Annotated in this window: 16 protein-coding genes and 4 tRNA genes; 5 read left to right on the top strand and 15 right to left on the bottom strand. The window is 66.8% G+C overall.

The genetic code is table 11. From position 1 onward, the window contains the following. Positions 1–6: 6 nt before the first annotated feature. From hpnE to T336_RS0124410, 12 genes are all read right to left on the bottom strand, one after another. Positions 7–1,326, bottom strand: coding sequence for a hydroxysqualene dehydroxylase HpnE (gene hpnE / locus T336_RS0124465; protein ID WP_026434476.1), 1,320 nt, complete (start codon positions 1,324–1,326; stop codon positions 7–9). Between the two features lie 69 nt (positions 1,327–1,395). Then, a complete protein-coding gene (gene hpnD / locus T336_RS0124460; protein ID WP_026434475.1) occupies positions 1,396–2,238 on the bottom strand; it encodes a presqualene diphosphate synthase HpnD in 843 nt (280 codons plus the stop codon). Between the two features lie 167 nt (positions 2,239–2,405). After that, positions 2,406–2,481, bottom strand: a tRNA-Gly gene (locus tag T336_RS0124455). A 112-nt stretch (positions 2,482–2,593) separates the two neighbouring features. Further along, positions 2,594–2,667: transfer RNA gene (locus T336_RS0124450), tRNA-Cys, on the bottom strand. Between the two features lie 55 nt (positions 2,668–2,722). Beyond that, positions 2,723–2,798, bottom strand: a tRNA-Gly gene (locus T336_RS0124445). 89 nt (positions 2,799–2,887) lie between these two features. After that, positions 2,888–5,314, bottom strand: a complete 2,427-nt coding sequence (lon, locus tag T336_RS0124440) for an endopeptidase La (RefSeq protein WP_019701322.1) — start codon at positions 5,312–5,314, stop codon at positions 2,888–2,890. A 138-nt stretch (positions 5,315–5,452) separates the two neighbouring features. Next, the gene (gene clpX / locus T336_RS0124435; protein WP_019701323.1) at positions 5,453–6,718 is read right to left on the bottom strand and encodes an ATP-dependent Clp protease ATP-binding subunit ClpX; all 1,266 of its coding nucleotides are present in this window, start codon (positions 6,716–6,718) and stop codon (positions 5,453–5,455) included. Positions 6,719–6,820: 102 nt separating this feature from the next. Further along, positions 6,821–7,429 (bottom strand): ATP-dependent Clp endopeptidase proteolytic subunit ClpP, encoded by a 609-nt coding sequence (clpP, locus tag T336_RS0124430; RefSeq protein ID WP_011794600.1) that lies wholly within the window; start codon positions 7,427–7,429, stop codon positions 6,821–6,823. Between the two features lie 122 nt (positions 7,430–7,551). Beyond that, positions 7,552–8,862: a trigger factor gene (gene tig, locus T336_RS0124425; RefSeq protein ID WP_019701324.1), complete on the bottom strand. Its 1,311-nt coding sequence runs from the start codon at positions 8,860–8,862 to the stop codon at positions 7,552–7,554. A 68-nt stretch (positions 8,863–8,930) separates the two neighbouring features. Continuing rightward, positions 8,931–9,017: transfer RNA gene (locus T336_RS0124420), tRNA-Leu, on the bottom strand. A gap of 127 nt (positions 9,018–9,144) precedes the next feature. Next, positions 9,145–12,351, bottom strand: a complete 3,207-nt coding sequence (locus tag T336_RS0124415; RefSeq protein WP_019701325.1) for an efflux RND transporter permease subunit — start codon at positions 12,349–12,351, stop codon at positions 9,145–9,147. A 9-nt stretch (positions 12,352–12,360) separates the two neighbouring features. Then, a complete protein-coding gene (locus T336_RS0124410; RefSeq protein ID WP_026434474.1) occupies positions 12,361–13,587 on the bottom strand; it encodes an efflux RND transporter periplasmic adaptor subunit in 1,227 nt (408 codons plus the stop codon). Between the two features lie 81 nt (positions 13,588–13,668). On the opposite strand from T336_RS0124410, the gene hpnC reads away from it, so the two are divergent. Then, a complete protein-coding gene (hpnC, locus tag T336_RS0124405) occupies positions 13,669–14,589 on the top strand; it encodes a squalene synthase HpnC (protein ID WP_026434473.1) in 921 nt (306 codons plus the stop codon). A 43-nt stretch (positions 14,590–14,632) separates the two neighbouring features. Here the strand turns inward: hpnC and T336_RS0124400 are convergent, their stop codons facing one another. From T336_RS0124400 to T336_RS0124390, 3 genes are all read right to left on the bottom strand, one after another. Next, the gene (locus tag T336_RS0124400) at positions 14,633–15,289 is read right to left on the bottom strand and encodes a hypothetical protein (RefSeq protein ID WP_026434472.1); all 657 of its coding nucleotides are present in this window, start codon (positions 15,287–15,289) and stop codon (positions 14,633–14,635) included. Continuing rightward, complete coding sequence (locus T336_RS0124395) at positions 15,286–15,843, bottom strand: pesticin C-terminus-like muramidase (RefSeq protein ID WP_026434471.1); 558 nt, start codon at positions 15,841–15,843, stop codon at positions 15,286–15,288. The genes T336_RS0124400 and T336_RS0124395 overlap by 4 nt, the downstream gene beginning before the upstream one ends. Positions 15,844–16,135: 292 nt before the next feature. Further along, on the bottom strand, positions 16,136–16,618 hold the full coding sequence (locus T336_RS0124390; RefSeq protein WP_013593948.1) for an Hcp family type VI secretion system effector: 483 nt from the start codon (positions 16,616–16,618) through the stop codon (positions 16,136–16,138). Between the two features lie 575 nt (positions 16,619–17,193). On the opposite strand from T336_RS0124390, the gene T336_RS0124385 reads away from it, so the two are divergent. From T336_RS0124385 to T336_RS0124370, 4 genes are all read left to right on the top strand, one after another. Further along, on the top strand, positions 17,194–19,152 hold the full coding sequence (locus T336_RS0124385; RefSeq protein WP_026434470.1) for a serine/threonine protein kinase: 1,959 nt from the start codon (positions 17,194–17,196) through the stop codon (positions 19,150–19,152). A 105-nt stretch (positions 19,153–19,257) separates the two neighbouring features. Further along, positions 19,258–19,764, top strand: coding sequence for a TssQ family T6SS-associated lipoprotein (locus tag T336_RS0124380; protein ID WP_019701331.1), 507 nt, complete (start codon positions 19,258–19,260; stop codon positions 19,762–19,764). Between the two features lie 21 nt (positions 19,765–19,785). Beyond that, positions 19,786–22,110: a type VI secretion system-associated FHA domain protein TagH gene (tagH, locus tag T336_RS0124375; RefSeq protein WP_026434469.1), complete on the top strand. Its 2,325-nt coding sequence runs from the start codon at positions 19,786–19,788 to the stop codon at positions 22,108–22,110. Further along, complete coding sequence (locus T336_RS0124370) at positions 22,107–22,895, top strand: PP2C family protein-serine/threonine phosphatase (RefSeq protein WP_013593952.1); 789 nt, start codon at positions 22,107–22,109, stop codon at positions 22,893–22,895. Before tagH ends, T336_RS0124370 begins: the two co-directional genes overlap by 4 nt. The last annotated feature ends 38 nt before the right edge of the window (positions 22,896–22,933 follow it).

The raw sequence follows: 22,933 nt of genomic DNA, 5'->3' as shown, positions 1-22,933 counted from the left end.
TCGCCCTCAGAGGCTGCGGCCGGCCGCCGTGCCTGACAGCACGGCGCCTTCGAGGGTGGCGGGATAGGGGCCCGCGACATAGTCGCCGCAGGCCACCAGGCCCGTGATGATGTCCTGCGGAGGGCGATCCAGTGCAGGCACGCAGGCGAAGGTGGCGCGCTTCTCGACCACCGTTCTCAGCACCTCCAGGCCTGCCAGACCCAGTTGCTCCCGCGCCTGCCGGAGTACGGCCTGCTCCAGCACCGCCCGCTCGCCTTCGAATGCGCTGACCACGAACGCGAGCAGTCCTGGCTCGCCGCCCAGGCGACCGCGGTCGAACACGAACTGGGCCGGAGCCCCGGGGCCGCTGTGCAGGGCCAGCATGGGGACATTTCCTGCCAGAGCAGGGGGTAGAGGCCCGGCCGCCCGCGCGTACACGGTGGCGATGGCGGTGAAGCGCAGGGCCGCTGCAGTAGCCGCCCATGCCCGCATGGCTGCGGCGGGTCGGGGCGGGGCGGTATCCGCGGCCGCTGCCACCAGCCGTGCGGCCTCGGTGCTTGTGGTGGCCACGACAACGGCGTCGAATGGCATGCCATCCACGCGCCAGGACGGCCCCGCGCTATCGTGAGCGATCTCGATGGACGGGATGCGCCGGCCGACATGCACGGCATGGCCGTGGTTCCGCAGCCATGCAGCCGCGGCCTCGGGCCACAACGCGCTCAGGTCCCGGCGCGGCAGCAGCAGGTGGGAGCCACCGCGTCCACTGAACAGGCTGTCGCGCAGCACCCGCAGGAACACGGTGCCGCTGGCAGCACCGATCGGCGTGTTGAGCGCGGAGACGCACAGTGGATCGATGAATTCGCGCAGGAGCCGCTCGGGCAGTCCCTGGCAGAGCTGTTCCACGGTGGTTCGGGGCGGGCAGCGAAAGCCGGAAAGCCGCCATCGCACTGCACGGCGCAGCAGGGCCATCCGGTCGGCCAGGGACCAGCCACGGGCCCCCATGATGCCCCGGATCGCATCCCAGGGCGGCGGCGCGTCGGGAAAGCGCAGTCCGTTGCCATCCGGGAATACGAGCGCGAGCGGAGTGCGCAGCAGCGCGGCATCGGGATCGATGCCCACCAGCCGCATCAGCCGCAGGCATTCGGTGTAGGCTCCGATCAGGATGTGCTGGCCGTTGTCCAGGCGGCAAGGAGCCTGCGCGTCCGTGCCTTCCGCAGGAGCCAGGGCGCGGGCACGGCCTCCCAGCATGCGGGCTGCCTCGAAAACGTAAACGTTATGGCCTGCCTGCGCGCCAGCGATGGCCGCTGCCAGGCCCGCCCAGCCCGCACCGATGATGGCCACCTGCATGGTGTCAGCCGACAGTGCGAGTGGAGGGGGCCAGGGATGGACACGGCCGGAAGAAGCGGCGCATCGCCATCACATCCGGCCCAGCGCCTGCATCTTCCACGCCAGCCACAGCTTGCGCAGGGGCGTGAGCGCGATGCGCTGGTGCAGGACCTGGAACTGGTCCCTCTCGATTTCCCGCAGCAGGGTCCGGTAGATGCTGGCCATCATCAAGCCAGGTTTCTGTGCGCGCCGCTGTTCGTCCGGGAGCAGGGACAGGGCCTTGTCGTAAAGGCCATGGGCGCGTTCGGCCTGGAAGCGCATCAGCGCCGTGAAACGGTCGGAATACTGCCGCTTCAGGATTTCGTGGGCCTTGACATCGAACTGCTGCAACTCCGCCACGGGAAGGTAGATGCGGCCCATCATCGCGTCCTCGCCGACGTCCCGGATGATGTTCGTCAGCTGGAAAGCGAGGCCCAGGGTATGGGCGTATTCCACGGTGCGTTCGTCGGAAGGGCCGAAGATGCGCGCCGCCACCTCGCCGACGATGCCGGCCACCAGGTGGCAATACCGCGAGAGGCCCTGGAAGTCCAGGTAACGGGTCTGCTCGAGGTCCATCTGGCACCCCTCGATCACGGCCAGCAGGTGGCGTTCCTCGATGCCATAGGTGCCGGTGTGGGGCATCAAGGCCTGCATCACGGGATGCGTCGGGGGCTGGCCTGCGAACGAGCGGGCGACTTCCGCCTGCCACCAGGCCAGCTTGGTCCGGGCGACGCCGGCGTCCGACACCTCGTCCACCACGTCGTCCACCTCGCGGCAGAACGCATAGAAGGCGGTGATGGCGGCCCGCCTGGCGGGCGGGAGGAACAGGAATGCGTAATAGAAGCTGCTGCCGGACGCCGCGGCTTTTTGTTGGACGTACTGTTCCGGTGTCATGAAGGAAGATTGTCCCATGCAGAAACGGCATCCCGAGCCCGTCCGTGCGCCAAAAAGAGGCGTGGACCGCGGATGCCGGAAGAAGGGGCATACCGGCCAGGTGAAAAACAAAAAAGGCCCCGAAGGGCCTTTTGTTTTGAACACCCGCATTGCGCATGTTCCATGTATGGAGCGGGAAAAGAGTCTCGAACTCTCGACCTCAACCTTGGCAAGGTTGCGCTCTACCAACTGAGCTATTCCCGCATTTGCTGTCGATTCGTTGCCTCATCAACAAGCCTTGAATTGTAGCACCATTTTTTGGTGCTTTGCCAAGACGGCTTGAACACCGATCGATGTGCAAGCCACTGTCCGTATCTGGAGGCGCGGGCCGGAGTCGAACCGACCTACACGGATTTGCAATCCGGTGCATAACCGCTTTGCTACCGCGCCGAAGATGCTTCCCTTGGCAAAAAGGGGAAGCTTTGGCTTCCCCTTTTTTGGAGTATGGAGCGGGAAAAGAGTCTCGAACTCTCGACCTCAACCTTGGCAAGGTTGCGCTCTACCAACTGAGCTATTCCCGCATTTATCGAAGCCTTGCATTCTACAACGTTTGGCGTCGATGAAGTGAATTGTAGCGCACTTTTTGGGTGGTTCCGGAAAAATTTCGCGTTCAGTGCTTCACGGAGTCCGTGGAGCCCTGCGCCTGCCGGTTTTCCCGGGCGGTGATGGACGCGGCTATCTCTTCTTCCGTCAGCGCGATCGGCTTGCGCTCGAGGGCGACTTCCAGCACCTTGTCGATCCACTTGACCGGAATGATCTCGAGGCCGCTCTTCACGTTGTCCGGGATCTCCTGCAGGTCCTTGACGTTTTCCTCGGGAATCAGCACCGTCTTGATGCCGCCGCGCAGTGCCGCGAGCAGCTTCTCCTTCAGGCCGCCGATGGCCGTGACCTCGCCGCGCAGGGTGATCTCGCCGGTCATGGCGACGTCGCTGCGCACGGGGATGCCCGTGAGGGCGGACACGAAGGCCGTCGTCATGGCCGCACCGGCGCTCGGGCCGTCCTTGGGCGTGGCACCGTCCGGCACGTGGATGTGCATGTCGCGCTTCTCGAACACCTCGTCCTTGATGCCCAGGCGGTGCGCACGGCTGCGCACCACGGTGCGGGCCGCTTCCACGGATTCCTTCATCACGTCGCCGAGCGAGCCCGTGCGCGTGATGGTTCCCTTGCCGGGCATGGTCGCGGCTTCGATGGTGAGGAGGTCGCCACCGACCTCGGTCCACGCGAGGCCGACCACCTGGCCCACCTGATTCTGCTGCTCGGCGCGGCCGTAGGTGTGCTTGCGCACGCCGAGGTAGTCGGCCAGGTTGTCCGCCGTGACCACCACCTGGGGCTCCAGCTTCTTGAGCTGCAGTCCCTTGACCACCTTGCGGCAGATCTTGGAGAGTTCGCGCTCCAGCGAGCGCACGCCGGCCTCGCGGGTGTAGTAGCGGATCACGTCGCGCACGGCGCTTTCCTCGACCCGCAGTTCCTCGTCCTTGACGCCGTTGTTGGCCATCTGCTTGGGCAGCAGGTACTTGATGGCGATGTTTGCCTTCTCGTCTTCCGTGTAGCCCGAGAGCCGGATGACCTCCATCCGGTCCAGCAGGGCGGGCGGGATGTTCATGGAGTTCGACGTGGCCACGAACATCACGTCGCTCAGGTCGAAATCGACCTCTACGTAGTGGTCGCCGAACTTGTGGTTCTGCTCCGGGTCCAGCACCTCGAGCAGCGCGCTGGACGGGTCGCCGCGGAAGTCAGTGCCCAGCTTGTCGATCTCGTCGAGCAGGAACAGCGGATTGCGCGTGCCGACCTTGTTCAGGCTCTGCAGCACCTTGCCGGGCATGGCGCCGATGTAGGTGCGGCGGTGGCCGCGGATCTCCGCCTCGTCGCGCATGCCGCCGAGCGCCATGCGCACGTACTTGCGGCCCGTCGCCTTGGCGATGGACTGGCCAAGCGAGGTCTTGCCGACCCCGGGCGGGCCCACCAGGCAGAGGATGGGGGCCTTGACCTTGTCCACGCGCTGCTGCACCGCGAGGTATTCGAGGATGCGGTCCTTGACCTTGTCCAGGCCGTAGTGGTCCTCGTTGAGCACTTCTTCCGCATTGGCGAGGTCGTGCTTGATCTTCGTGCGCTTGCTCCAGGGCAGGCCGGTCAGGACCTCGATGTAGTTGCGCACGACCGTGGCTTCCGCCGACATGGGCGACATCAGCTTGAGCTTCTTGAGTTCGCTCTCGGCCTTCTTGCGCGCGTCCGCGGGCATCTTCGCGGCCTTGATCTTCTTCTCGATCTCCTCGATGTCCGCGCCTTCCTCGCCTTCGCCGAGTTCCTTCTGGATGGCCTTGACCTGCTCGTTCAGGTAGAAGTCGCGCTGGTTCTTCTCCATCTGGCGCTTGACGCGGCCGCGGATGCGCTTGTCCACATTGAGGATGTCCACCTCGCGGTCGAGCTGCTCGAACAGGTTCTCGAGCCGTTCCTTCACGTCGGCCAGATCCAGCACGGCCTGCTTGTTCTCCAGCTTGAGGGGCAGGTGGGCGGCGATGGTGTCGGCCAGGCGGCCCGGATCGTCGATGCTCGCGATGGAGGTGAGGATCTCGGGCGGGATCTTCTTGTTCAGCTTGACGTACTGGTCGAACTGCTGCATCACCGCGCGGCGCAGCGCTTCGATCTCGCTGGGCTTGTGGTCGCCGTCGCTGGCGGGCACCGGCGTCACGGTGGAGGTGAAGTGGCTTTCATGGTCCTCGATGGAGGCGACCTGGGCGCGCTGCTGGCCTTCCACCAGCACCTTGACGGTGCCGTCGGGCAGCTTGAGCATCTGCAGGATGGTGGAGACGCAGCCGACGTCGAACATGTCGGAAACCAGCGGCTCGTCCTTGGCCGCCGTTTTCTGGGCCACCAGCATGATGCGCCGGTCGGCGTCCATGGCCAGCTCGAGGGCCTTGATGCTCTTGGGCCGGCCCACGAACAGCGGAATCACCATGTGGGGGAACACCACCACATCGCGCAGGGGCAGCAATGGGAGGTCGATGGGGGTGGCTGGCAGGGGGGTATGTCCGGACATGGGAATCCTTGTGAAACTGAGTGGAATATGGTCCACCAGCCGGTATTTTCAACCCGGGGCACCATCCATCCTGGATGACCGGGGCCGCGGCAGGGGGGCCGGCCGCGGTCGCGCACCTCCCCCGCAGGGGAGGGCGGCTCAGGCCTTCTTGGCCGCTTCCCGGTAGACGAGCAGCGGGGCCTTGTTCTCCTCGATGGTGGATTCGTCCACCACGACCTTCTCCACGTTGCTGGTATTGGGAAGATCGAACATGGTCCCGATCAGGGACTGCTCGAGGATGGAGCGCAGGCCGCGGGCGCCGGTCTTGCGGGCCAGGGCCTTGCGGGCGATGGCCTTCAGGGCGGCAGGGCGGATCTCCAGCTCCACGCCTTCCATGGCCAGCAGCTTGCTGTACTGCTTGACCAGGGCATTCTTGGGCTCCGTGAGGATCTGCACCAGGGCGTCCTCGCTGAGTTCCGCCAACGCCGTGACCACCGGCATGCGGCCCACCAGCTCGGGTATGAGTCCGAACTTGATGAGGTCTTCCGGCTCGATCTCGGTGAACACCTCGGTGAGCGAGCGCTGCTTCTTGCTCTTGACGGCAGCGCCGAAGCCGATGCCCGAGGCCTCCGTGCGGTTCTCGATGACCTTCTCCAGGCCGGCGAAGGCGCCGCCGCAGATGAACAGGATGTTGGTCGTGTCGATCTGCAGGAAGTCCTGGTTGGGATGCTTGCGGCCGCCCTGGGGAGGGACGCTGGCCATGGTGCCCTCGATCAGCTTGAGCAGCGCCTGCTGCACGCCTTCGCCGGAGACGTCGCGCGTGATGGACGGGTTGTCGGACTTGCGGGAGATCTTGTCGATCTCGTCGATGTAGACGATGCCGCGCTGGGCCCGCTCCACCTCGTAGTTGCAGCTCTGCAGCAGCTTCTGGACGATGTTCTCGACGTCCTCGCCGACGTAGCCGGCCTCGGTGAGGGTGGTGGCGTCGGCCATCACGAAGGGCACGTCGAGCATGCGGGCGAGGGTCTGCGCAAGCAGGGTCTTGCCCGAGCCGGTGGGGCCGATCAGCAGGATGTTGCTTTTCGCGAGCTCGACCTCGTCCTTGCCGGCCTTGTCCTTGTGGCGCAGGCGCTTGTAGTGGTTGTACACGGCCACGGCCAGGGTGCGCTTGGCGATTTCCTGGCCGATCACATAGTTGTCGAGGTTGCTCTTGATCTCCGACGGGGTCGGCAGGTCGCCGCGGGAATCCCGCGCTCCTTCGGTGGAAGGCAGCTCGTCGCGGATGATCTCATTGCACAGGTCGATGCACTCGTCGCAAATGAAAACCGACGGGCCAGCGATGAGTTTCTTCACCTCGTGCTGGCTCTTGCCGCAGAAGGAGCAGTAAAGGGTTTTTTCGCTGGAAGAGCCTTTTTTCTCGGCCATGGGGGCATTGCCTCGTGTTGCGGGAACTGTTGGCGGGATGATAACGAAATGGGGGCGGCGCCTTTCCCGGGAGAAAAGCGCCGCCGGAGGCAACGCCGCCTGTCAGGGACGCTGGGTCACCACCTGGTCGACCAGGCCGTATTCCTTGGCCTCGTCGGCAGTGAGGAAATAGTCGCGTTCGGTGTCGGCCTTGACCTTTTCCAGCGGCTGTCCGGTGCGTTCCGCCAGGATGCGGTTCATCTGGTCCTTGGTACGCAGGATGTCCCGTGCATGGATCTCGATGTCCGTGGCCTGGCCGCGGGCACCGCCGAGCACCTGGTGGATCATGATCTTCGAATTGGGCAGCGAGAAGCGCTTGCCCTTGGCGCCGGCCGCCAGCAGGAAGGCGCCCATGCTGGCCGCGAAGCCCAGGCACATGGTGGACACGTCCGGCTTGATGAACTGCATCGTGTCGTAGATGGCCATGCCGGCCGTCACGCTGCCGCCGGGGGAGTTGATGTAGAAGGAGATGTCCTTGTCGGGGTTCTCGCTCTCCAGGAACAGCAGCTGTGCCACGACCAGGTTGGCGGTCTGGTCGTTCACCTCGCCGATCAGGAAGACGATCCGCTCCTTGAGCAGGCGCGAATAGATGTCGTAGGACCGCTCGCCGCGTCCCGACTGCTCGATCACCATGGGGATCATGCCCAGGGCCTGTGTTTCCAGTGCGCTCATGTTTTCTCCAGTCATGCAGATACTGTACCGAGAAATGAATTGGGGCCTGTGCTCGCCAGCACAAGCCCCGGATGGCAGGCAGGAGCCGGCGCGCTGCGGATGCATGCGCCGGCGCCGCGGCTTCAGCCCTGGCCCATCAGTTCGTCGAAGGAAATGGCCTTGTCCGTGACCTTGGCCTTGTCCATCACGAAGGCCGTGACGTTGTTCTCGATGACCACGGCCTCGACCTCGGCTAGGCGCTGGCGGTCGCCGAAGTACCAGCGCACCACGTCCTCGGGCTTCTCGTAGCTGGCGGCAAGCTCGTCCACGTGCGCCTTCAACTGCTCGGGGGTGGCGTGCAGGTCGTTGGCACGCACGAGTTCGGCCACGACCAGGCCCAGGCGCACGCGGCGCTCGGCCTGCGGGCGGAACACGTCCTCAGGGATCTCGGCCTTGTCGGCATCCTTGATGCCGCGCTGCTTGAGGTCGGCGCGGGCGCCTTCCAGCAGGCGGGCGATCTCGGCCTGCACGCTGGCGTTGGGCAGGTCCAGTTCGGCCTTGGACACCAGGGCTTCCATCACGGCTTGCTTGTTGCGGGCCAGCAGGCGGAACTTGACTTCGCGCTCGAGGTTCTTCTTGATGTCGGCGCGCAGGCCTTCCACGGTGCCGTCGGCGATGCCCAGGGACTTCGCCAACTGCTCGTTGACTTCGGGCAGGTGGGCGGCCTCGATCTTCTTCACGGTGACGAGGAAGTCGGCGGTCTTGCCGGCCACGTCCTTGCCATGGTAGTCCTCGGGGAAGGCGAGGGGGAAGGTCTTGCTTTCGCCGGCCTTCATGCCGCGCACGGCATCCTCGAATTCCTTGAGCATCTGGCCTTCGCCCACCAGGAACTGGAAGTCTTCGGCCTTGCCGCCGGAGAACGTCTCGCCGTCGATCTTGCCTTCGAAGTCCACGGTCACGCGGTCGCCGTCTTCGGCGGGCGTGCCCTGGGCGCGCTGGGCGAAGGTGCGGCGCTGCTTGCGCAGGATGTCGATGGTCTTGTCGATGGCTGCGTCGGTGACGTCGGCGGAGATCTTCTCGACCTCGGCCGTGGACAGGTCGCCGATCTTCACTTCCGGGAACACCTCGAACACGGCGTCGAAGGTCACCTGGCCTTCAGGGGCGCCTTCCTTCTCGGTGATGCGGGGCTGGCCCGCGACGCGCAGGTTGGCCTCGTTGGCGGCCTGGGCGAAGGCTTCGCCGACCTTGTCGTTCAGCACTTCGTACTGCACGGAGTAGCCGTAGCGCTGGGCCACGACGTTCATCGGCACCTTGCCGGGACGGAAGCCGTCCATCTTCACCGTGCGGGCCAGGCGCTTGAGGCGCGAGTCCACTTCCGACTGGATGGCGGTCAGGGGCAGGCTCAGCGTGATCTTGCGCTCGAGCTTTTCAAGGGTTTCAACAGTAACGGCCATGGCTCTTCCTCTAGGTAATGGGACCGTGACGGCCGTCCCGTGGCGGGACCGCCTCACCGTGTTGTTCGTGGTGCGCGGGGGGGGACTCGAACCCCCACACCATTGCTGGCGTCAGGACCTAAACCTGGTGCGTCTACCAATTTCGCCACCCGCGCTTTTTCCACTTGGCTTTCCGCCTGCTGTTCCCAGCGGGCTACCGACAAAAAGCGGCGGACCCGGGGGACCGCCGCTGCGTGAAATTGGTCAACCTTCGATTTTACCCTGTCGGCGAGGCGTCCCCGTTCAGGCGGGTTGCGGCGGCCGGGTTTCGGGTCGCCGCACGCGGAACCATGCGGCGTACATCGCAGGCAGCGCCAGCAGCGTGAGCACCGTCGCGACGATGAGCCCGCCCATGATGGCGACGGCCATCGGGCCCCAGAAGACACTGCGCGACAGGGGGATCATCGCCAGCACGGCGGCAGCGGCGGTGAGCACGATCGGGCGCAGCCGGCGCACCGCGGATTCCACGATGGCATCCCACGCCGGCACCCCGCGCGCGCGGTCGCTCTCGATCTGGTCGATGAGGATGACGGAGTTGCGCTGGATCATGCCCATGAGCGCGATCACGCCCAGCAGCGCCACGAACCCGAAGGGCCGGCCGAGCAGCAGCAGCGCGCCCGCCACCCCGGCGATGCCGAGCGGGCCCGTGAGGAACACCAGCAGGGCGCGGCTGAAGCTGTGCAGCTGGAGCATGAGCAGCGTGAAGGTGATGAACAGCATGATGGGCACGCCCGCCGCGATGGAGGCGGAGCCCTTGGAGCTTTCCTCCACGGAGCCGGCGACCTCGATCCGGTAGCCGGCGTCTCCCGATGCATGCCATTGGCCTTCCAGCTGGCGCAGGCCGGGCAGCAGCGCCTCGGTGACGGTGGCACCCTGCAGGCCTTCGATCACGTCGCCCTGCACGGTGATGGCGTACTCGCGGTTCTGCCGCCACATGACGCCGGGCTCCCAGGCGAACACGGGGCGCGCGATCTGGGTCAGGGGAATGGCCTTGCCCGACGCGGTGGGAAGGTAGGCGTTGGCGATGTCGGTGATGGCCTGGCGCTCGTCCGGCGGCTGCCGGAACACGATGTCGATCAGCCGGTCGCCCTCGCGGTACTGGCCGACGGTGGTGCCGGTGAACACGGTGCGTGCGGCCTGGGCGATGGACTGGCTGGTGACGCCGAGCGCGCGTGCCTTGTCCTGGTCGATCTCCAGGCGCATGGTCTTCACGGATTCGTTCCAGTTGTCATTCACCCCGAGCATCTGCGGATGTTCGCGCAGGATCTTGCGCACTTCGTCCGCATGCTGGCGCAGTCGCGCCGGGTCGTTGCCGATCACGCGGAACTGCACCGGATAGGCCACGGGCGGGCCGTTGGGCAGCAGCTTGACGCGGGCACGCACTTCGGGGAATTCCTGGGCCAGGATCGCCGGCAGGGCGCGCCGCAGCGTTTCACGCTGCGCCAGGTCCTGGGGCAGCAGGATGATCTGCGACACGTTGGATTGCGGGAAGACCTGGTCCAGCGGCAGATAGAACCGCGGCACGCCCGAGCCGATCCAGGTGCTGACCGAGTTCACGCCAGGCTCCTCGATGAGGCGTTTTTCCATGCGCTTGAGCACGGCTTCGTTCGCGGCGAACGAAGTGCCTTCCGGGAACCACGCGTCGATCAGGATTTCCGGGCGGCTGGAGTCGGGGAAGAACTGCTGCTGGACGCGCCCCATGCCCACGATGCCCAGCACGAAGAGCAGCAGCGTGACGCCGATGGTGATCCAGCGATGCTCCACGCAGGCATCCACGGCGCGGCGGAAGGTGTTGTAGAAAGGGCTGTCGAACACCTCGTGCGGCCCTTGCGCAGCCCCCGGGGCGGTTCCGGCCGGATGGTCTTCCGCCCTCGGGTGTTCGGGCACCTTGAGCAGCAGTGTGCCCAGGTACGGCACGAAGTACACCGAGACGAACCACGACAGCACGAGCGCGATGACGGTGACCGCGAAGATCGCGAAGGTGTATTCGCCGGTGACCGACTTGGCGATGCCGATGGGCAGGAAGCCCGCTGCGGTGATCAGGGTGCCGGTGAGCATCGGCATGGCCGTGATCTCGTAGGCGAAGGTGGCGGCGCGGACCTTGTCGTAGCCTTCTTCCATCTTCCGCACCATCATTTCGACGGCGATGATGGCATCGTCCACCAGCAGCCCGAGCGCGATGATGAGCGAGCCGAGGGAGATCTTGTGCAGCCCGATCTTCCAGTACCACATGGCCAGGAAGGTCACGGCCAGCACCAGCGGGATCGTGATGCCCACCACCAGGCCGGGGCGGATGTCCAGCGTCCAGCGGCGCCACAGCGGCTGGCGGCCGGGACGCGTGTGCAGGCCGAGGCTGAGGAAGCTCACGGCGAGCACGATCACCACGGCCTCGATGAGCACCTTCACGAATTCATTCACGGACGACGACACGGCACGGGGCTGGTCCTGCACGTTCACGAGACGCACGCCGGCCGGCAGGGTCTGCTCGATGCGGCGCGCGGCGGCATGCAGCGCTTCGCCGAGGCGGATGATGTCGCCGCCCTTGGCCATCGACACGCCCAGCGCGACGACGTCCCGGCCCTGGTGGTGCACCTTGATGGAGGGCGGGTCGATGTAGCCGCGGCGCACCTCGGCGATGTCGCCCAGCCGCAGCTGTGCGCCCGAGGCGCCCCGGATCGGCATCGCGCGCAGTTCCTCGACGGCGCCGAACTGTCCGGCCACGCGGACCTGCACCTGGTCCTGCGGGGTCTGGACGATGCCCGCGCTCTCGACGGCGTTCTGCTGGCCGAGCTGGTTCAGGACCTGGTTCATGTCCAGGCCGAGCTGGGCGAGCCGCTTCTGCGAGATCTCGATGTAGATCTTCTCGTCCTGGATGCCGAACTGCTCGACCTTGGCCACGTCCTTGACGCGCAGCAGCTGCTGGCGGATGTCGTCGGCGAAGGTCTTGAGCTCGGCCGGGCTGAACCCTTCCGCCTCGATCGCGTAGATCACGCCATAGACGTCGCCGAATTCATCGTTGAAGAACGGCCCCTGCACGCCCTGCGGCAGGGTGGCGCGCATGTCGCCGATCTTCTTGCGCACGGTGTACCAGACGCCGGCCACTTCGCCGGGCGGGGAGGAGTCCTTGATCTCGAAGATGATCTGCGACTCCCCCGGCTTGGAGTAGCTGCGCATGCGGTCCGCATAGGGCACCTCCTGCAGGGTGCGCTCGAGCTTGTCGGTGACCTGTTCCGCCACCTGCTGCGCCGTGGCGCCGGGCCAGTAGGTGCGCACCACCATGGCGCGGAACGTGAAGGGCGGGTCTTCGTCCTGGCCGAGCTGGAAGTAGGCGGCGATGCCCAGCACCATGAGCACCACCATGAGATAGCGCGTGAGCGCGGGATGGTCCAGGGCCCATTTGGACAGGTTGAAGCCCCCGGACGGCTGCGGTTGCGGTGTCGCTTGTTCCATGGGGTGTTCTCAGCGGGGGGATTCGGCCGCGGAGGCGGGCAGGGCGGCAGGTGCGGGAGTGTCGGCGGAGGGAACGCGGGGCCGGTAGATCTGTACCTTCTGGCCCGGCGAGAGAACGTGCACGCCCGTGGCGACGACCTGCATGCCCGGCGTGAGCCCGGCACCGACCACCACTTCGTTGCCGTCGGCCCGCGCGACCTGGATCACCTGCGAGCGCACGGTGCCGCTCGACGGTTCATAGATCCACACCGCGGTTTGCGTGCCTTCCTGCCGCAGCGCGCTGGTCGGCAGCTTGATGGCTTGCGCGCCGTCCTGGTCCGGCATGTCGGGCGTGACGTAGGCAGTGGCGCCCAAAGGCGGCGGGGTGTCCGACGCCAGGGCGACCTTGGCGAGGAAGGTGCGGGTGACGGGGTCTGCGCTGGCCGCGACCTCCCGGATGCGGCCCTGCGCGGAGGGTCCGCCCGACCAGAGCCGCACGGACACGGACTGGCCCGGGCGCACCCTGGTCACCCGGTCTTCGGGGACGGAGAACACGACGTCCCGGGGGCCGTCCTGCGCGATGCGCACGACGGGCGTGCCCGCCGCGACGACCTGGCCCGGCTCGGCATCAATGCCCGTGACCACGCCGGCCGCGTCGGCCAGCAGGCGCGTATAGCCCGCCTGGTTGCCCTGGGAGGCTGACTGCGCCCGCGCCTGCTCGAGCGATGCTTCGGCGGCCTTCAGCGTGGCTGCGCGGCGGTCCAGCTCCGCCCCGCTGATGAAGTTCTGGGATTTCAGTGCGGAAAAGCGCTGGTAGTCGGCGGCCGCGAGATCCCGCTGGGTCTGCGCCGACGCCACCTGGGCGCGCGCGGCTTCCAAAGACAGCTGGTAGTCGCGCGGGTCGAGTTGCGCCAGCAATTGTCCCGCCTGCACTCGCTGGCCGAGCTCCGCCTGGCGCTGCACGATCTTGCCTGCCACGCGGAAGCCCAGGCGGGATTCCACCCGTGCCCGTACTTCTCCGGCGTATTCGAGCCGCGTCTGCAGCGGGGCCGTGCCCACGGTCAGCAGCTTGACGGAGCGCTCCGGCTCGGGGGCGGGCGCAGGCTTGGAGCAGCCGAAGAGCGCGAAGGTGGCCGCCAGGACCGCCAGCGCAGCCCGCTTCCGGCCTGCACGAAGCCGCTTCCACGAAAAAGCCCCACGGAGGGGCTGGGCTGGCGGGGGCAGGCGGTGAACGTGGGGCGGCGCGAGAGGCGGCATGGCGATCCCAAAGTTTGTTAATGACTGACTGGTTAGTAATCTAGGTGAAAGCCTCGCCGGCTGTCAAGCGACAATCGAGGGGTGTCCAAGCCCCCATCCCCGACGAAGCAACCCGAGTCCCGAGACCTTCCTTCGGGACGCCAGGATTCGCCCCCGGTTTCCGCGCGCGCCCAGCCGGTGACGCACTACGAGAACTTTCCTGTGGCCTCGTGGCTCTGCCCTCCCGCCCTGCGGGAGCCCGTTGCCGCCATCTATGCGTTCGCCCGCACGGCGGACGACCTGGCCGACGAAGGTGATGCCACCGCGGCCGAGCGCCTGAAAGCGCTGGACGAGTACACCCGGGAGTTGCACCGCGTTGCCGCAGGAGAACCGCCGCAGGCGCGGTGGGCGGTGGTGTTCGGGCCCCTGCAGGTTGCCATCCGCACCCATTCCCTTCCCGTCGCGCTGCTGGAGGACCTGCTCAGTGCCTTCACCCAGGACGTTCTCCGGACGTCGGAGGGGTTGACCTACGCGGACCGGACGCTGTTGCTGGATTACTGCCGGCGGTCGGCGAATCCCGTGGGGCGCCTGCTCCTGCACCTCTACGGAATCACGGATCCCCTGGCACTGCGCCGCAGCGATGCGATCTGCACGGCCTTGCAACTCGTCAATTTCTGGCAGGACCTGAGCGTGGACCTTCCGCGAGGGCGGCATTACGTCACGGATGCCGACCTGGCCCGCTTCGGGATCGACCGCGCGCTGCTGCAGCGGCGGCCGCCTTCCCCGCAGGCCCGGGCCCTGGTGGCCGACTGTGCGCTCTGGGCGCGGGCGCTCATGGTCGAAGGGGCCGGGCTCGTGCACCAGTTGCCCGGGCGGATGGGATGGGAACTGCGCCTGGTCGTCCAGGGCGGGCTGCGCGTCCTCGACAAGGTGGAGGCCATGCGTGGTGACAGCCTGTGGAGACGTCCTGTCCTGGGGGGCGGCGACTGGCTGCGCATGGCGGTGCGCGCCGTGGCGATGTAGGTGTGGGGCAGGCCAGGCATGCACCGGGCCTGCTCCTGCGGGATCACCGGGCCGGAGCTGCCGCGATATAGGAGCCCGTCGCCGTGCGCGGTGGGTGGACGACCATGCTGGCATACCCACGGTAGGTGCCGGTCTTCGATTCGTCGGTCACCCAGACGAGCAGGTCCTGCTTGCCGGCCTTGCCATTGTCGATAAGGCCCACGACCTCCAGGCGGAAGAACTGGTCAGGGGTATCCACCTGGACGGCATTGCCATCGAAGCGGGGCACACCTGGCAGCAACGCCTTCGGCGAGTGTTTGCCGGCATCGGCCCGATTGCGCAGGGACGACGGGAAGGAGCGCAGATCCAGTCTCTGGTAGAGAGCTTTGGCCTGCCTTGCAGCTGCCGAAGCCTCTGCAGCCACGAATGGCCTTCCGCCTACCTGCCGGATGCTGTCGCAGAGCAGGTATTCGCTCCGGATCTCGAAATTGCGGGTGGACTCGACGGGCTGGGCCTTGCCCAGGAGTTCCGAGTAGTCGAGGCAGTTCTTCGCCGAGGCGCCGTTGTCGAATGCGAGCGGCGTGCGCGCTGCCGTGAGCGACGCCTTGGGGTCCTGCAGTGCCGCCAGCAGTTCCGCGTTGGCGATATGCGCGGCACCGTCCGCGGCATGCGCGGCCACGGAGCCCAGGACGGCGGCAGCGAGTGCGATCCAACGCTTCATTTGATCTTCTCCAGCAGGGCGGCTTCCTTGCCGCGTCGGGTAGGGTACACGTCGCCAAAATTCTTGAGCAGCTTCACGGCCTCGGTCCAGTCCTGCCCTGTCACGGCCTTCCAGAATTTGGGCGTGGCAGAGTCCAGGTTGACGCCGTACTGGAACGACACCGACGCGATGACGGTCTGCGCTTGCGCAGGCAGGTCGATGAAGTGCTTCTTGTCGGTGGTGGCCGAGTCGTACTTGAGTTTCAGGCTGGCGATGTGGCTGGCCTTGGTTGCCTTGTCGATGGATTCGGCTTCGGCGGCGGAGATGGTCAAGGGTGTTTTCTCCACGAGCTTCTTGGCATCGGCCCCCTTGGAACCCAGGTAGGGCTTGAGCTTTTCGATCAGATTGCTGGCCAGTCCCAGGTTCTTGAGGTCGTTCTCGGACCGCTGGCCGAGGTCGAATCCCGTCGCGATGGTTACGCCGCTCTTGCTGACATTTGCCGCAGGCACGTACCCGGTCGTCTGGGAGCCCCCCTCCAGGGCACTCAAAAATGCGTAATCGATTTGTTCTGGCATGTTATTTGATGAATGTGGTAATTTTATCGTATTTGCAGATTTTTGGAGAAGTCTCGTGATGCCCGTGCCGATAAAAAAGTTTGGCTGGCCTGCGAATGGCAGGCGCTGCCAAAAATCAAGGCGTGGCGGATTCGGCTGTGGAATCGGTATTCCCGCGACGGTCCAGGATCTGGCGCAGGCATTTTGTGCATCGATTCATGCAAAAGACGTAGTTGACGCTGCCGCCATATTCTGGACATAAAAAAAAGCCGGAGCCTCATGAGGCATCCGGCTTGCGCTGGGGCGCAAGGAATTACATTTCCTTGTTGCCCTTGATGTCGTAGCCGGCCTGGCTTTCGGCGCCCTTGCCGCCCTGGTTCGTCTGTTCCCAGTATTGGGTCTTGATTTTGGCTGCCTGGAAGGCGTAATTCACCAGCACGGCGTCGCTGCCGTCGGTGCCGCTCACCGTCACGCTCGTGACGAGGACGTCGGTGAGGGTGATCTTGCCGAACTCGATCTGCGTGCCACCCGCCTTGCACATCGAGATCTCCACCTGGCCCAGGTGCTTGCCGGTCGCGCAGTGCTTGAGGACGGCCGGGTAAGCCTTGTCGATCTTCGCCACGACGTTCAGGTCGTGGAAGGTGACCTTGCCGGCGCCGGCGCCGCTGCCCGTGGCCATCGAGTTGGGCTGCGTAGCGCCCCAGGTGAAGGAACGGATGTCGGTCCAGCTCTTGTGGTTGGCGTCTTGAGATTCGCCGCTGGCACCTTCAACCTTCATGAACATATCGACGGACATGGAATGCTTCCTTTTTGGTGGACTGCGCAGATGCGCTTTGAGAGATAGAAATGGAACCGGTCCGCTCTTGCTGTGCGGGGCCTGCTCCTCACGAACGGGGCCTTTCGCCAGGAGATGCCCTGACCATAATCGCCTTCAGACGTCCCCCCTCCCAGGGGCTGCGCGAAAGCACTCAGGCAGGCTTCTCCGGATGCCTAGTTGCGCCGCCGATCATAGGGAGGGGCAATGCATTTGGAAATACTCCAATTTTCAACATTGTTCAGCCGAGAGAAACAAAGGAAACAATTTGTCTTTTTTCTCGACGGGGTGCGGGATGACAGGGCTGTGTCACATGTTCCCGTTACACTTGCCGGTCCCCGTCGAGCCGCTTGCGCAGTAGGCCGGCGGGAGCCAGCGGGACGGCGGCCGGCGAACCGCTTTTCCGCCATCTCCATACAGATTAGAAACACAGCCGCCTGGGAGTGATGCCTTGACTTTGGTGCTCGATGTGCAGGAGACGGGATTTCGCGGCAGGGCAGTGCCCGGCGGCGGGCGACGCTCGCGCCGTCGGCAGCGGTGCTTGGAAGCGTGAACTCATGGACAAGGAATTCAGTGGCTCGGCGAACTGCCTAGGTCCCGGTGTGCAGGTCGGTGAATACCGGCTGAACGATGTCGTGGGAGAGGGCGGGTTCGGCATTGTTTACAAGGCGCGCGACCTGAGCCTTGACCGCATCGTGGCGATCAAGGAGTACATGCCTGCCACCCTGGCGGGCCGCAAGGACGGCAACGAGGTGCATGTGCGGTCGCAGCACCGCGGCGCGTTCGATGCGGGCCTGCGCAGCTTCATCAACGAGGCGAGGCTCCTCGCCAAGTTCTCCCATCCGGCGCTGGTGCACGTGTACCGGTTCTTCGAAGCCAACGGCACGGCCTACATGGTCATGCAGTACTACGAGGGGCAGACCTTCCGCTCCTTCCTGACGCAGCAGCATACGGTGGACGAGGCATGGCTGTCGGCGGTGCTGGTTCCCATCCTCGACGTGCTGGAGATGCTCCACGCGGCGGACTGCTATCACCGCGACATCGCCCCGGACAACATCTTCCTGCAGGAGTCCGGCATGCCGGTGCTGCTGGATTTCGGCGCGGCGCGCCGCATCATCGGCGACATGACCCAGGCGCTGACCATGGTGCTCAAGCCCGGCTTCGCTCCCATCGAGCAGTACGTGGACGACGGTGCGATGCCCCAGGGCGCCTGGACGGACATCTACCAGTTGGGCGCGGTGCTCTACCAGGCGATCACCGGACGTCCGCCCGCGACGTCGGTCGCCCGGATGATCAACGACCCGCTGGCCCGGCTCACGCCGGAGAACTGCCCGGGTTTCAGCGCGCGTTTCCTGCACGGCGTGCAGAACGCGCTCGCCGTCAAGCCGCAGGAGCGGCCGCAGAGCATTGCCGAATTGCGGCAGTTGCTGGGCCTCAAGACGGTGACCATTTCCTGGCCGCATGCGTCCGCCGCGGCCGCTGGCGCGGAAGTGGCGGTCCGTGCCTCGGAGCCGTTGCCCGAGGCGTCCGCTGCCGCCCCGACGCTGCGCCCCGTGGAGGCCGTGGCCTCCATCATTCCCTCGCACCTGTCCCATGCAGGCGCCCAGAGCGCCGGCGCGGAGCACCGCTTGGCCGAGGATCCGGCCTATCTGCAGACCACGCAGCCGATGCCTTTGCCGGACACCCGTCCCGCAGCGCTGGAGCCGCCAGCCGCCGCTACCGTGCCGGTGGCGCATCCGGAGGCCGTCAACCGGGCCGAGCGGGCTTCCCCCCGTGCCGCTGCCGCGCCTGCCGTGGCGGCATCCATCCCCGTGCCTTCGAGGCGTCAGCGGCCTGCGTGGCTCGTTCCGCTGCTGGCGTTTCTCGCATTGCTGCTGGTCGGCGGGGTATGGTGGACGGTGCAAGCCTCCAGCGAGGCGGCCGCGCGCGAGAGGATGGCGGTGCAGGAGGCCAGCCAGTGGGAGTTGGCATCCCGCATCAATACCGTGGAATCCGTGCAGGCCTATCTGAGCGCGTTCCCGAACGGCGCCCACCGCATGCAGGCGGAGGAGGCGCTCACTCAGCTGACGGCGCGTTCGCTGCAGGCGACGGCTGTTCCGGCTGCGGAGCAGGCGCCGGCTTCTGCACCGACCGTGGCGGCGTCCGCCGTGCCGCCCCCGGCGGAGCCCGCGGCGCGGGCCAGCGCCCCCGTCGTGGCGGCTCTGCCTCCGGCGTCGGCGGTGCATGCGGGCCCGGCGCCTGCGGCTTCGGTGCCTGCGGCGGAAGACCCCGCGCGGTCCCAGCGGACGTCCGGCCGTGAGGCGGAAAACACCGGCAGGGTGATCCTGCGCGTCATGCCGTGGGGCAATGTCACCGTGGACCGGATTCCCGCCGGCACCACGCCGCCGCTGACCCAGTTGACCCTGTCGGAGGGCTTTCACCGCATCGAGATATCGAATCCTGCGTCCCAAACGGTGACCCGGATGGTGCAGGTGCGGCGGGGCGAATCCGTGGTGCTCACGCACAAATTCGAATGATGTCGTTCCGCTGGCAGGTCGTGCTGCCGGCGGGACGTGGAAATACGAGAAGGGTGTCCGGCGGCCGGCAGGCGCCGGGGCATCTGCCATTTTGACGAGGAAAGCATGGCATCTAAGACGAAGCTCATTGGTGGAATGTGCCTGGTGGGCATCTTGCTGAGCGGCTGCCAGACGCCCCCTGCGGGCCAGACGGGCGCGGGCGGCAACCCTGCGCAGACGGAGGGCACCGCTGCGGGCACGGATGCCAAGGAGGCCGCGAAACCCAAGGACCCCGCGGCCTTGAAGGAAGAGGCGCTGGCCCAGGCCCTCGACATCTATGCCGACGGCCGCTACGACGAGGCGATCGCCGCCCTCACGCCCCTGAGCACCGCTCCCGAACTGTCCTCCGCCTCCCAGGTCAAGGCCTACAAGTTCATTGCGTTCAGCCATTGCGCCCTGGGGCGTCTGCGCCAGTGCCGGCAGAATTTCGAAACCGCACTGCAGCAGGATCCCAACTTCCAGCTGAGCGATGTCGAGAAGGGTCATCCGGTATGGGGCAAGGAGTTCAACACCGCTCGTGCGGCAGTCGCCGCGCGTGCGAAGCGCGCCGTCCCGGCCAAGAAGACACCCTGACCCCGACGGGCCGTACCGGACATGGATAAAGTCGAACTCAGGGTCATCCGCCATGCGGACGAAGCGGTGGACCGCCTATGGACGGCGGTATTCGGCGTGGCGGGAGGAACGATTGGCCGCGGGGGGCAGAACAAGCTCGTGCTGTCCGACAGCGATGCCGGTGTCGCCCGCGTGCATGCAATGGTGCGCATCGAGTCGGAGGCCGCCTTCATCGCCAATCTCTGCGAGCGCCGCTCGATCTTCGTGGCGGGTGCCGAAGTGCGCTCGGGCGAAGAGGTCCGCCTGTCCGTGGGGGACGAGGTCTGCATCGGACCTTATGTCCTGCATTCCGTCGTGCCGGGCTCGCCCTTCGTTCCCGTGGCGGCTGCTCCTGCAGCAGTAGTTCCGGCTCCCGCTCCCGAACCTGTATCTGCACCCGCTCCGGTAGCGATTCCATCGTCTCCGGTTGCCGCCGCCAGTGAGCTTGTGTCCGCGGCTGCTCCGGTGGCGAACGTGCCGCAGGGAGAAGTCCTACCCGTGGCGCCGTCGCAGCCTGTGACGGTGCCTGTGATCGGCATGGGCGACGGTCTGGCGATGGCTGCGTCTTCCGCGGAGGACGACGACAACCCATTCGCGATGCTCGGTCGCGTGGAGGGACCGGCCATCGCCGCCGCGGCCCCGTCCCAGGTGCCGGTGCCGGTGGCCGCGCCTGCTCCTGCTCCTGCATCGGCGCCTGCGTTCAGCCCTGTTCCCAGCGGCGCATCCGTGCCGCCATCCGGGTCCGCGCCCATTCCCGTCCCGGAGGAGGCCCAAGGCTCCGCCGCGTCTCCCGCCCCGGTACCTGCCGGCCCTGGCGGGCAGGGCAATGCCTGGCCACCGGCGGTGCCCCAGGACAAGCCCGCCGCGGCACCCCGGGCCCTCGTCATTCCGGAGGACTTCGATCTTTTCGCGGCGGACCCCCGCAAGAGCGAGGAAAAGAAGGACGCCTGGGGGAGCGGCTTGCAGGCGAAGAGCCTGAGCGAGATCGCCAACATGCGGCACGACGAGCTCCTGCAGTCGCTGCCGGCCAGCGGCGCGAAGTTCGCGCACGACATGGACAACCCGGCCCATGCCGGCCTGCCCAAGGCGCTGGACCCGCGCGACGAGCTCGACCCGCTGCGGCTCTTCACGGGCGACTCGGACGCGGCGCCGGCACTGGTGCCCGAACGTTCGGCGATGGCGCTCGGTTCGGGGTCCGACCTGTCCCAGTCGTTCAGCCTTCCCCGGGGCGTGCAGGCCCCGGTGGGCCAGGGACTTCCCGGCGCGGCACAGGTGCCTGGAAGTCCCGCGCCGGCCGCCCAGGGAGCCGGCACCGGCCCGGGCATGGCATCCGCCGCGCCATCGGCCCCTCCGCTGGATGGGTTGCAACGCGTGGAAGGCCTTGACCTGGGCGCCTTCGGCTCCGGCTCCACTTCGGCCGATCCGCTCGGCTGGCCGCCCGTGGAGAGCGGGGCCGCGCTGCCGCAGGCCACGCATTCTGGGCTGGCTGCAGGCGATGCGAAAGCGGTACCCATTGAGAAAGTGGCGCTGGCCCACGTGCCCGCCGCGGCGGGCGCCATGCCGGCTCCAGTCCCGGCGCCCGCCCCCGCCCCGGCGCCCGCCCCCGCCATGGCAGCGGCTGCTCCTGCGCCCGCCGCACCCCATGGTCCTGTACGCGAAGAGGAGGGCGCCGCGAAGTCGCCCCTGGTTCCGGTTCTGCCGGAGCTGGAGGCCGCTTCGCCGGCCGAGCTGCAGTCCCTGATCGCCGCCTTTCTGGATGGCGCGGGCGTGCTGCAGAAGAAGGTCGAGCCGCAGAAGCTCAGTCCCGAGTTCATGCGGTCCTTCGGGGAAGCATTCCGCGTGGCCGTGCAGGGCACGATCGACCTGCTGGCGGCCCGCTCCGAGATCAAGCGCGAGTTCCGTGCGGGCGTGACGGTGATTTCCTCCGGCGCGAACAATCCGCTGAAGTTCCTGCCGACGCCCGAGGGCGTGGTCATGCAGATGATCGGGCAGAACTTCCCGGGATTCATGAAGCCCATTCCCGCCATGCAGGAGGCCTACGACGACCTGCGTGTCCACCAGGTGGCCCTGATGGCCGGGCTGCGTGCGGCCTATGCCGAGGCGCTGGAGCGCTTCGATCCGGCGGCCCTGGAGCAGCGCACCGACGTGACCGGAGGGGTGTTCGGCAAGCTGTCGGCCACGAGCCGCAAGGCGGCGCTGTGGGACGAGTACAAGCGCAATTTCGCCGAGATCCGGCGTGGCGCCGAGGACGACCTGGCGGCTTTCTCCGGCCAGGCTTTCCTGGAGGCCTACGAAAACGCCGAGGCGGCAGCGAAGGCCAGGACGTGATCTTCCATATCGCAGGCGAAGAGTTCCGGTTCCGGGTGATGGCGGCTTCGCTGTCGGAAAAGGGCGGCCGGGATGTGAACGAGGATTTCCTGGGGCTGGTGGACATGGGCCACCGCGGCCTGTGCTGCGTGCTGGCCGACGGTGCGGGCGGGCACGGGCACGGCGGGCTGGCGGCCCGGATCACCGTGAATGCGGTGCTCGAGGGGTTCGGGCACAACCCGCTGTTCGCGCCCGCGGGCCTGGCCTCGCTCATTTCGCTGGCGGAGCATGCGGTGGCCGGCGCCCAGCCGCTCTCGGTCTCGCGCAAGCACATGAGCGCCACGGTGGTGCTGCTGTGCATCGACCGCAAGACAGGGCGCGCGCTCTGGGCGCACTGGGGGGACTCCAGGCTGTACTGGTTCAGGGACCAGAAGGTGCGGCAGATCACGGAGGACCACAGCGTGGTGCAGCAGCTGCTGCACGCGGGCGTGTACCGCAACCAGGACCCGCGCCGCCTGCCGAACCGCAGCGTGCTGGCGGGCGCCATCGGCGCGGAGTCGCAGATCCCGCCCACGGTGCTTCCTCGGCCGATCGAACTGGCGGCCGGCGATGCGTTCCTGCTGTGTTCGGACGGGCTCTGGGAGGGCCTGCACGAGGAGCAGATGGAGAGCGCCCTGCGCCACAGCCAGTCGCCCCAGGAGTGGCTGGAGCAAATGGAGGCGGCCGTGCGGGCCCAGGCCAAGTCCTACCAGGACAATTTCAGCGCCCTCGCGGTCTGGGTCGCGGACAGCGAGGATGGCGCCTGACAGGGCGGATGTGGCGTTTTCACCGGAACCTAAGGAGT

Source organism: Paracidovorax oryzae ATCC 19882, from assembly GCF_000687165.1.
Classification (GTDB): Bacteria; Pseudomonadota; Gammaproteobacteria; order Burkholderiales; family Burkholderiaceae_C; genus Paracidovorax; species Paracidovorax oryzae.
This window is presented reverse-complemented; position numbering and strand designations above follow the sequence as displayed.

Excerpts from the sequence above, each read along its gene's own strand:
- hpnE (WP_026434476.1), bottom strand. The coding sequence starts at position 1,326 with ATGCAGGTGGCCATCATCGGTGCGGGCTGGGCGGGCCTGGCAGCGGCC.
- hpnD (WP_026434475.1), bottom strand. The coding sequence starts at position 2,238 with ATGACACCGGAACAGTACGTCCAACAAAAAGCCGCGGCGTCCGGCAGC.
- lon (WP_019701322.1), bottom strand. The coding sequence starts at position 5,314 with ATGTCCGGACATACCCCCCTGCCAGCCACCCCCATCGACCTCCCATTG.
- clpX (WP_019701323.1), bottom strand. The coding sequence starts at position 6,718 with ATGGCCGAGAAAAAAGGCTCTTCCAGCGAAAAAACCCTTTACTGCTCC.
- clpP (WP_011794600.1), bottom strand. The coding sequence starts at position 7,429 with ATGAGCGCACTGGAAACACAGGCCCTGGGCATGATCCCCATGGTGATC.
- tig (WP_019701324.1), bottom strand. The coding sequence starts at position 8,862 with ATGGCCGTTACTGTTGAAACCCTTGAAAAGCTCGAGCGCAAGATCACG.
- T336_RS0124415 (WP_019701325.1), bottom strand. The coding sequence starts at position 12,351 with ATGGAACAAGCGACACCGCAACCGCAGCCGTCCGGGGGCTTCAACCTG.
- T336_RS0124410 (WP_026434474.1), bottom strand. The coding sequence starts at position 13,587 with ATGCCGCCTCTCGCGCCGCCCCACGTTCACCGCCTGCCCCCGCCAGCC.
- T336_RS0124400 (WP_026434472.1), bottom strand. The coding sequence starts at position 15,289 with ATGAAGCGTTGGATCGCACTCGCTGCCGCCGTCCTGGGCTCCGTGGCC.
- T336_RS0124395 (WP_026434471.1), bottom strand. The coding sequence starts at position 15,843 with ATGCCAGAACAAATCGATTACGCATTTTTGAGTGCCCTGGAGGGGGGC.
- T336_RS0124390 (WP_013593948.1), bottom strand. The coding sequence starts at position 16,618 with ATGTCCGTCGATATGTTCATGAAGGTTGAAGGTGCCAGCGGCGAATCT.
- T336_RS0124385 (WP_026434470.1), top strand. The coding sequence starts at position 17,194 with ATGGACAAGGAATTCAGTGGCTCGGCGAACTGCCTAGGTCCCGGTGTG.
- T336_RS0124380 (WP_019701331.1), top strand. The coding sequence starts at position 19,258 with ATGGCATCTAAGACGAAGCTCATTGGTGGAATGTGCCTGGTGGGCATC.
- tagH (WP_026434469.1), top strand. The coding sequence starts at position 19,786 with ATGGATAAAGTCGAACTCAGGGTCATCCGCCATGCGGACGAAGCGGTG.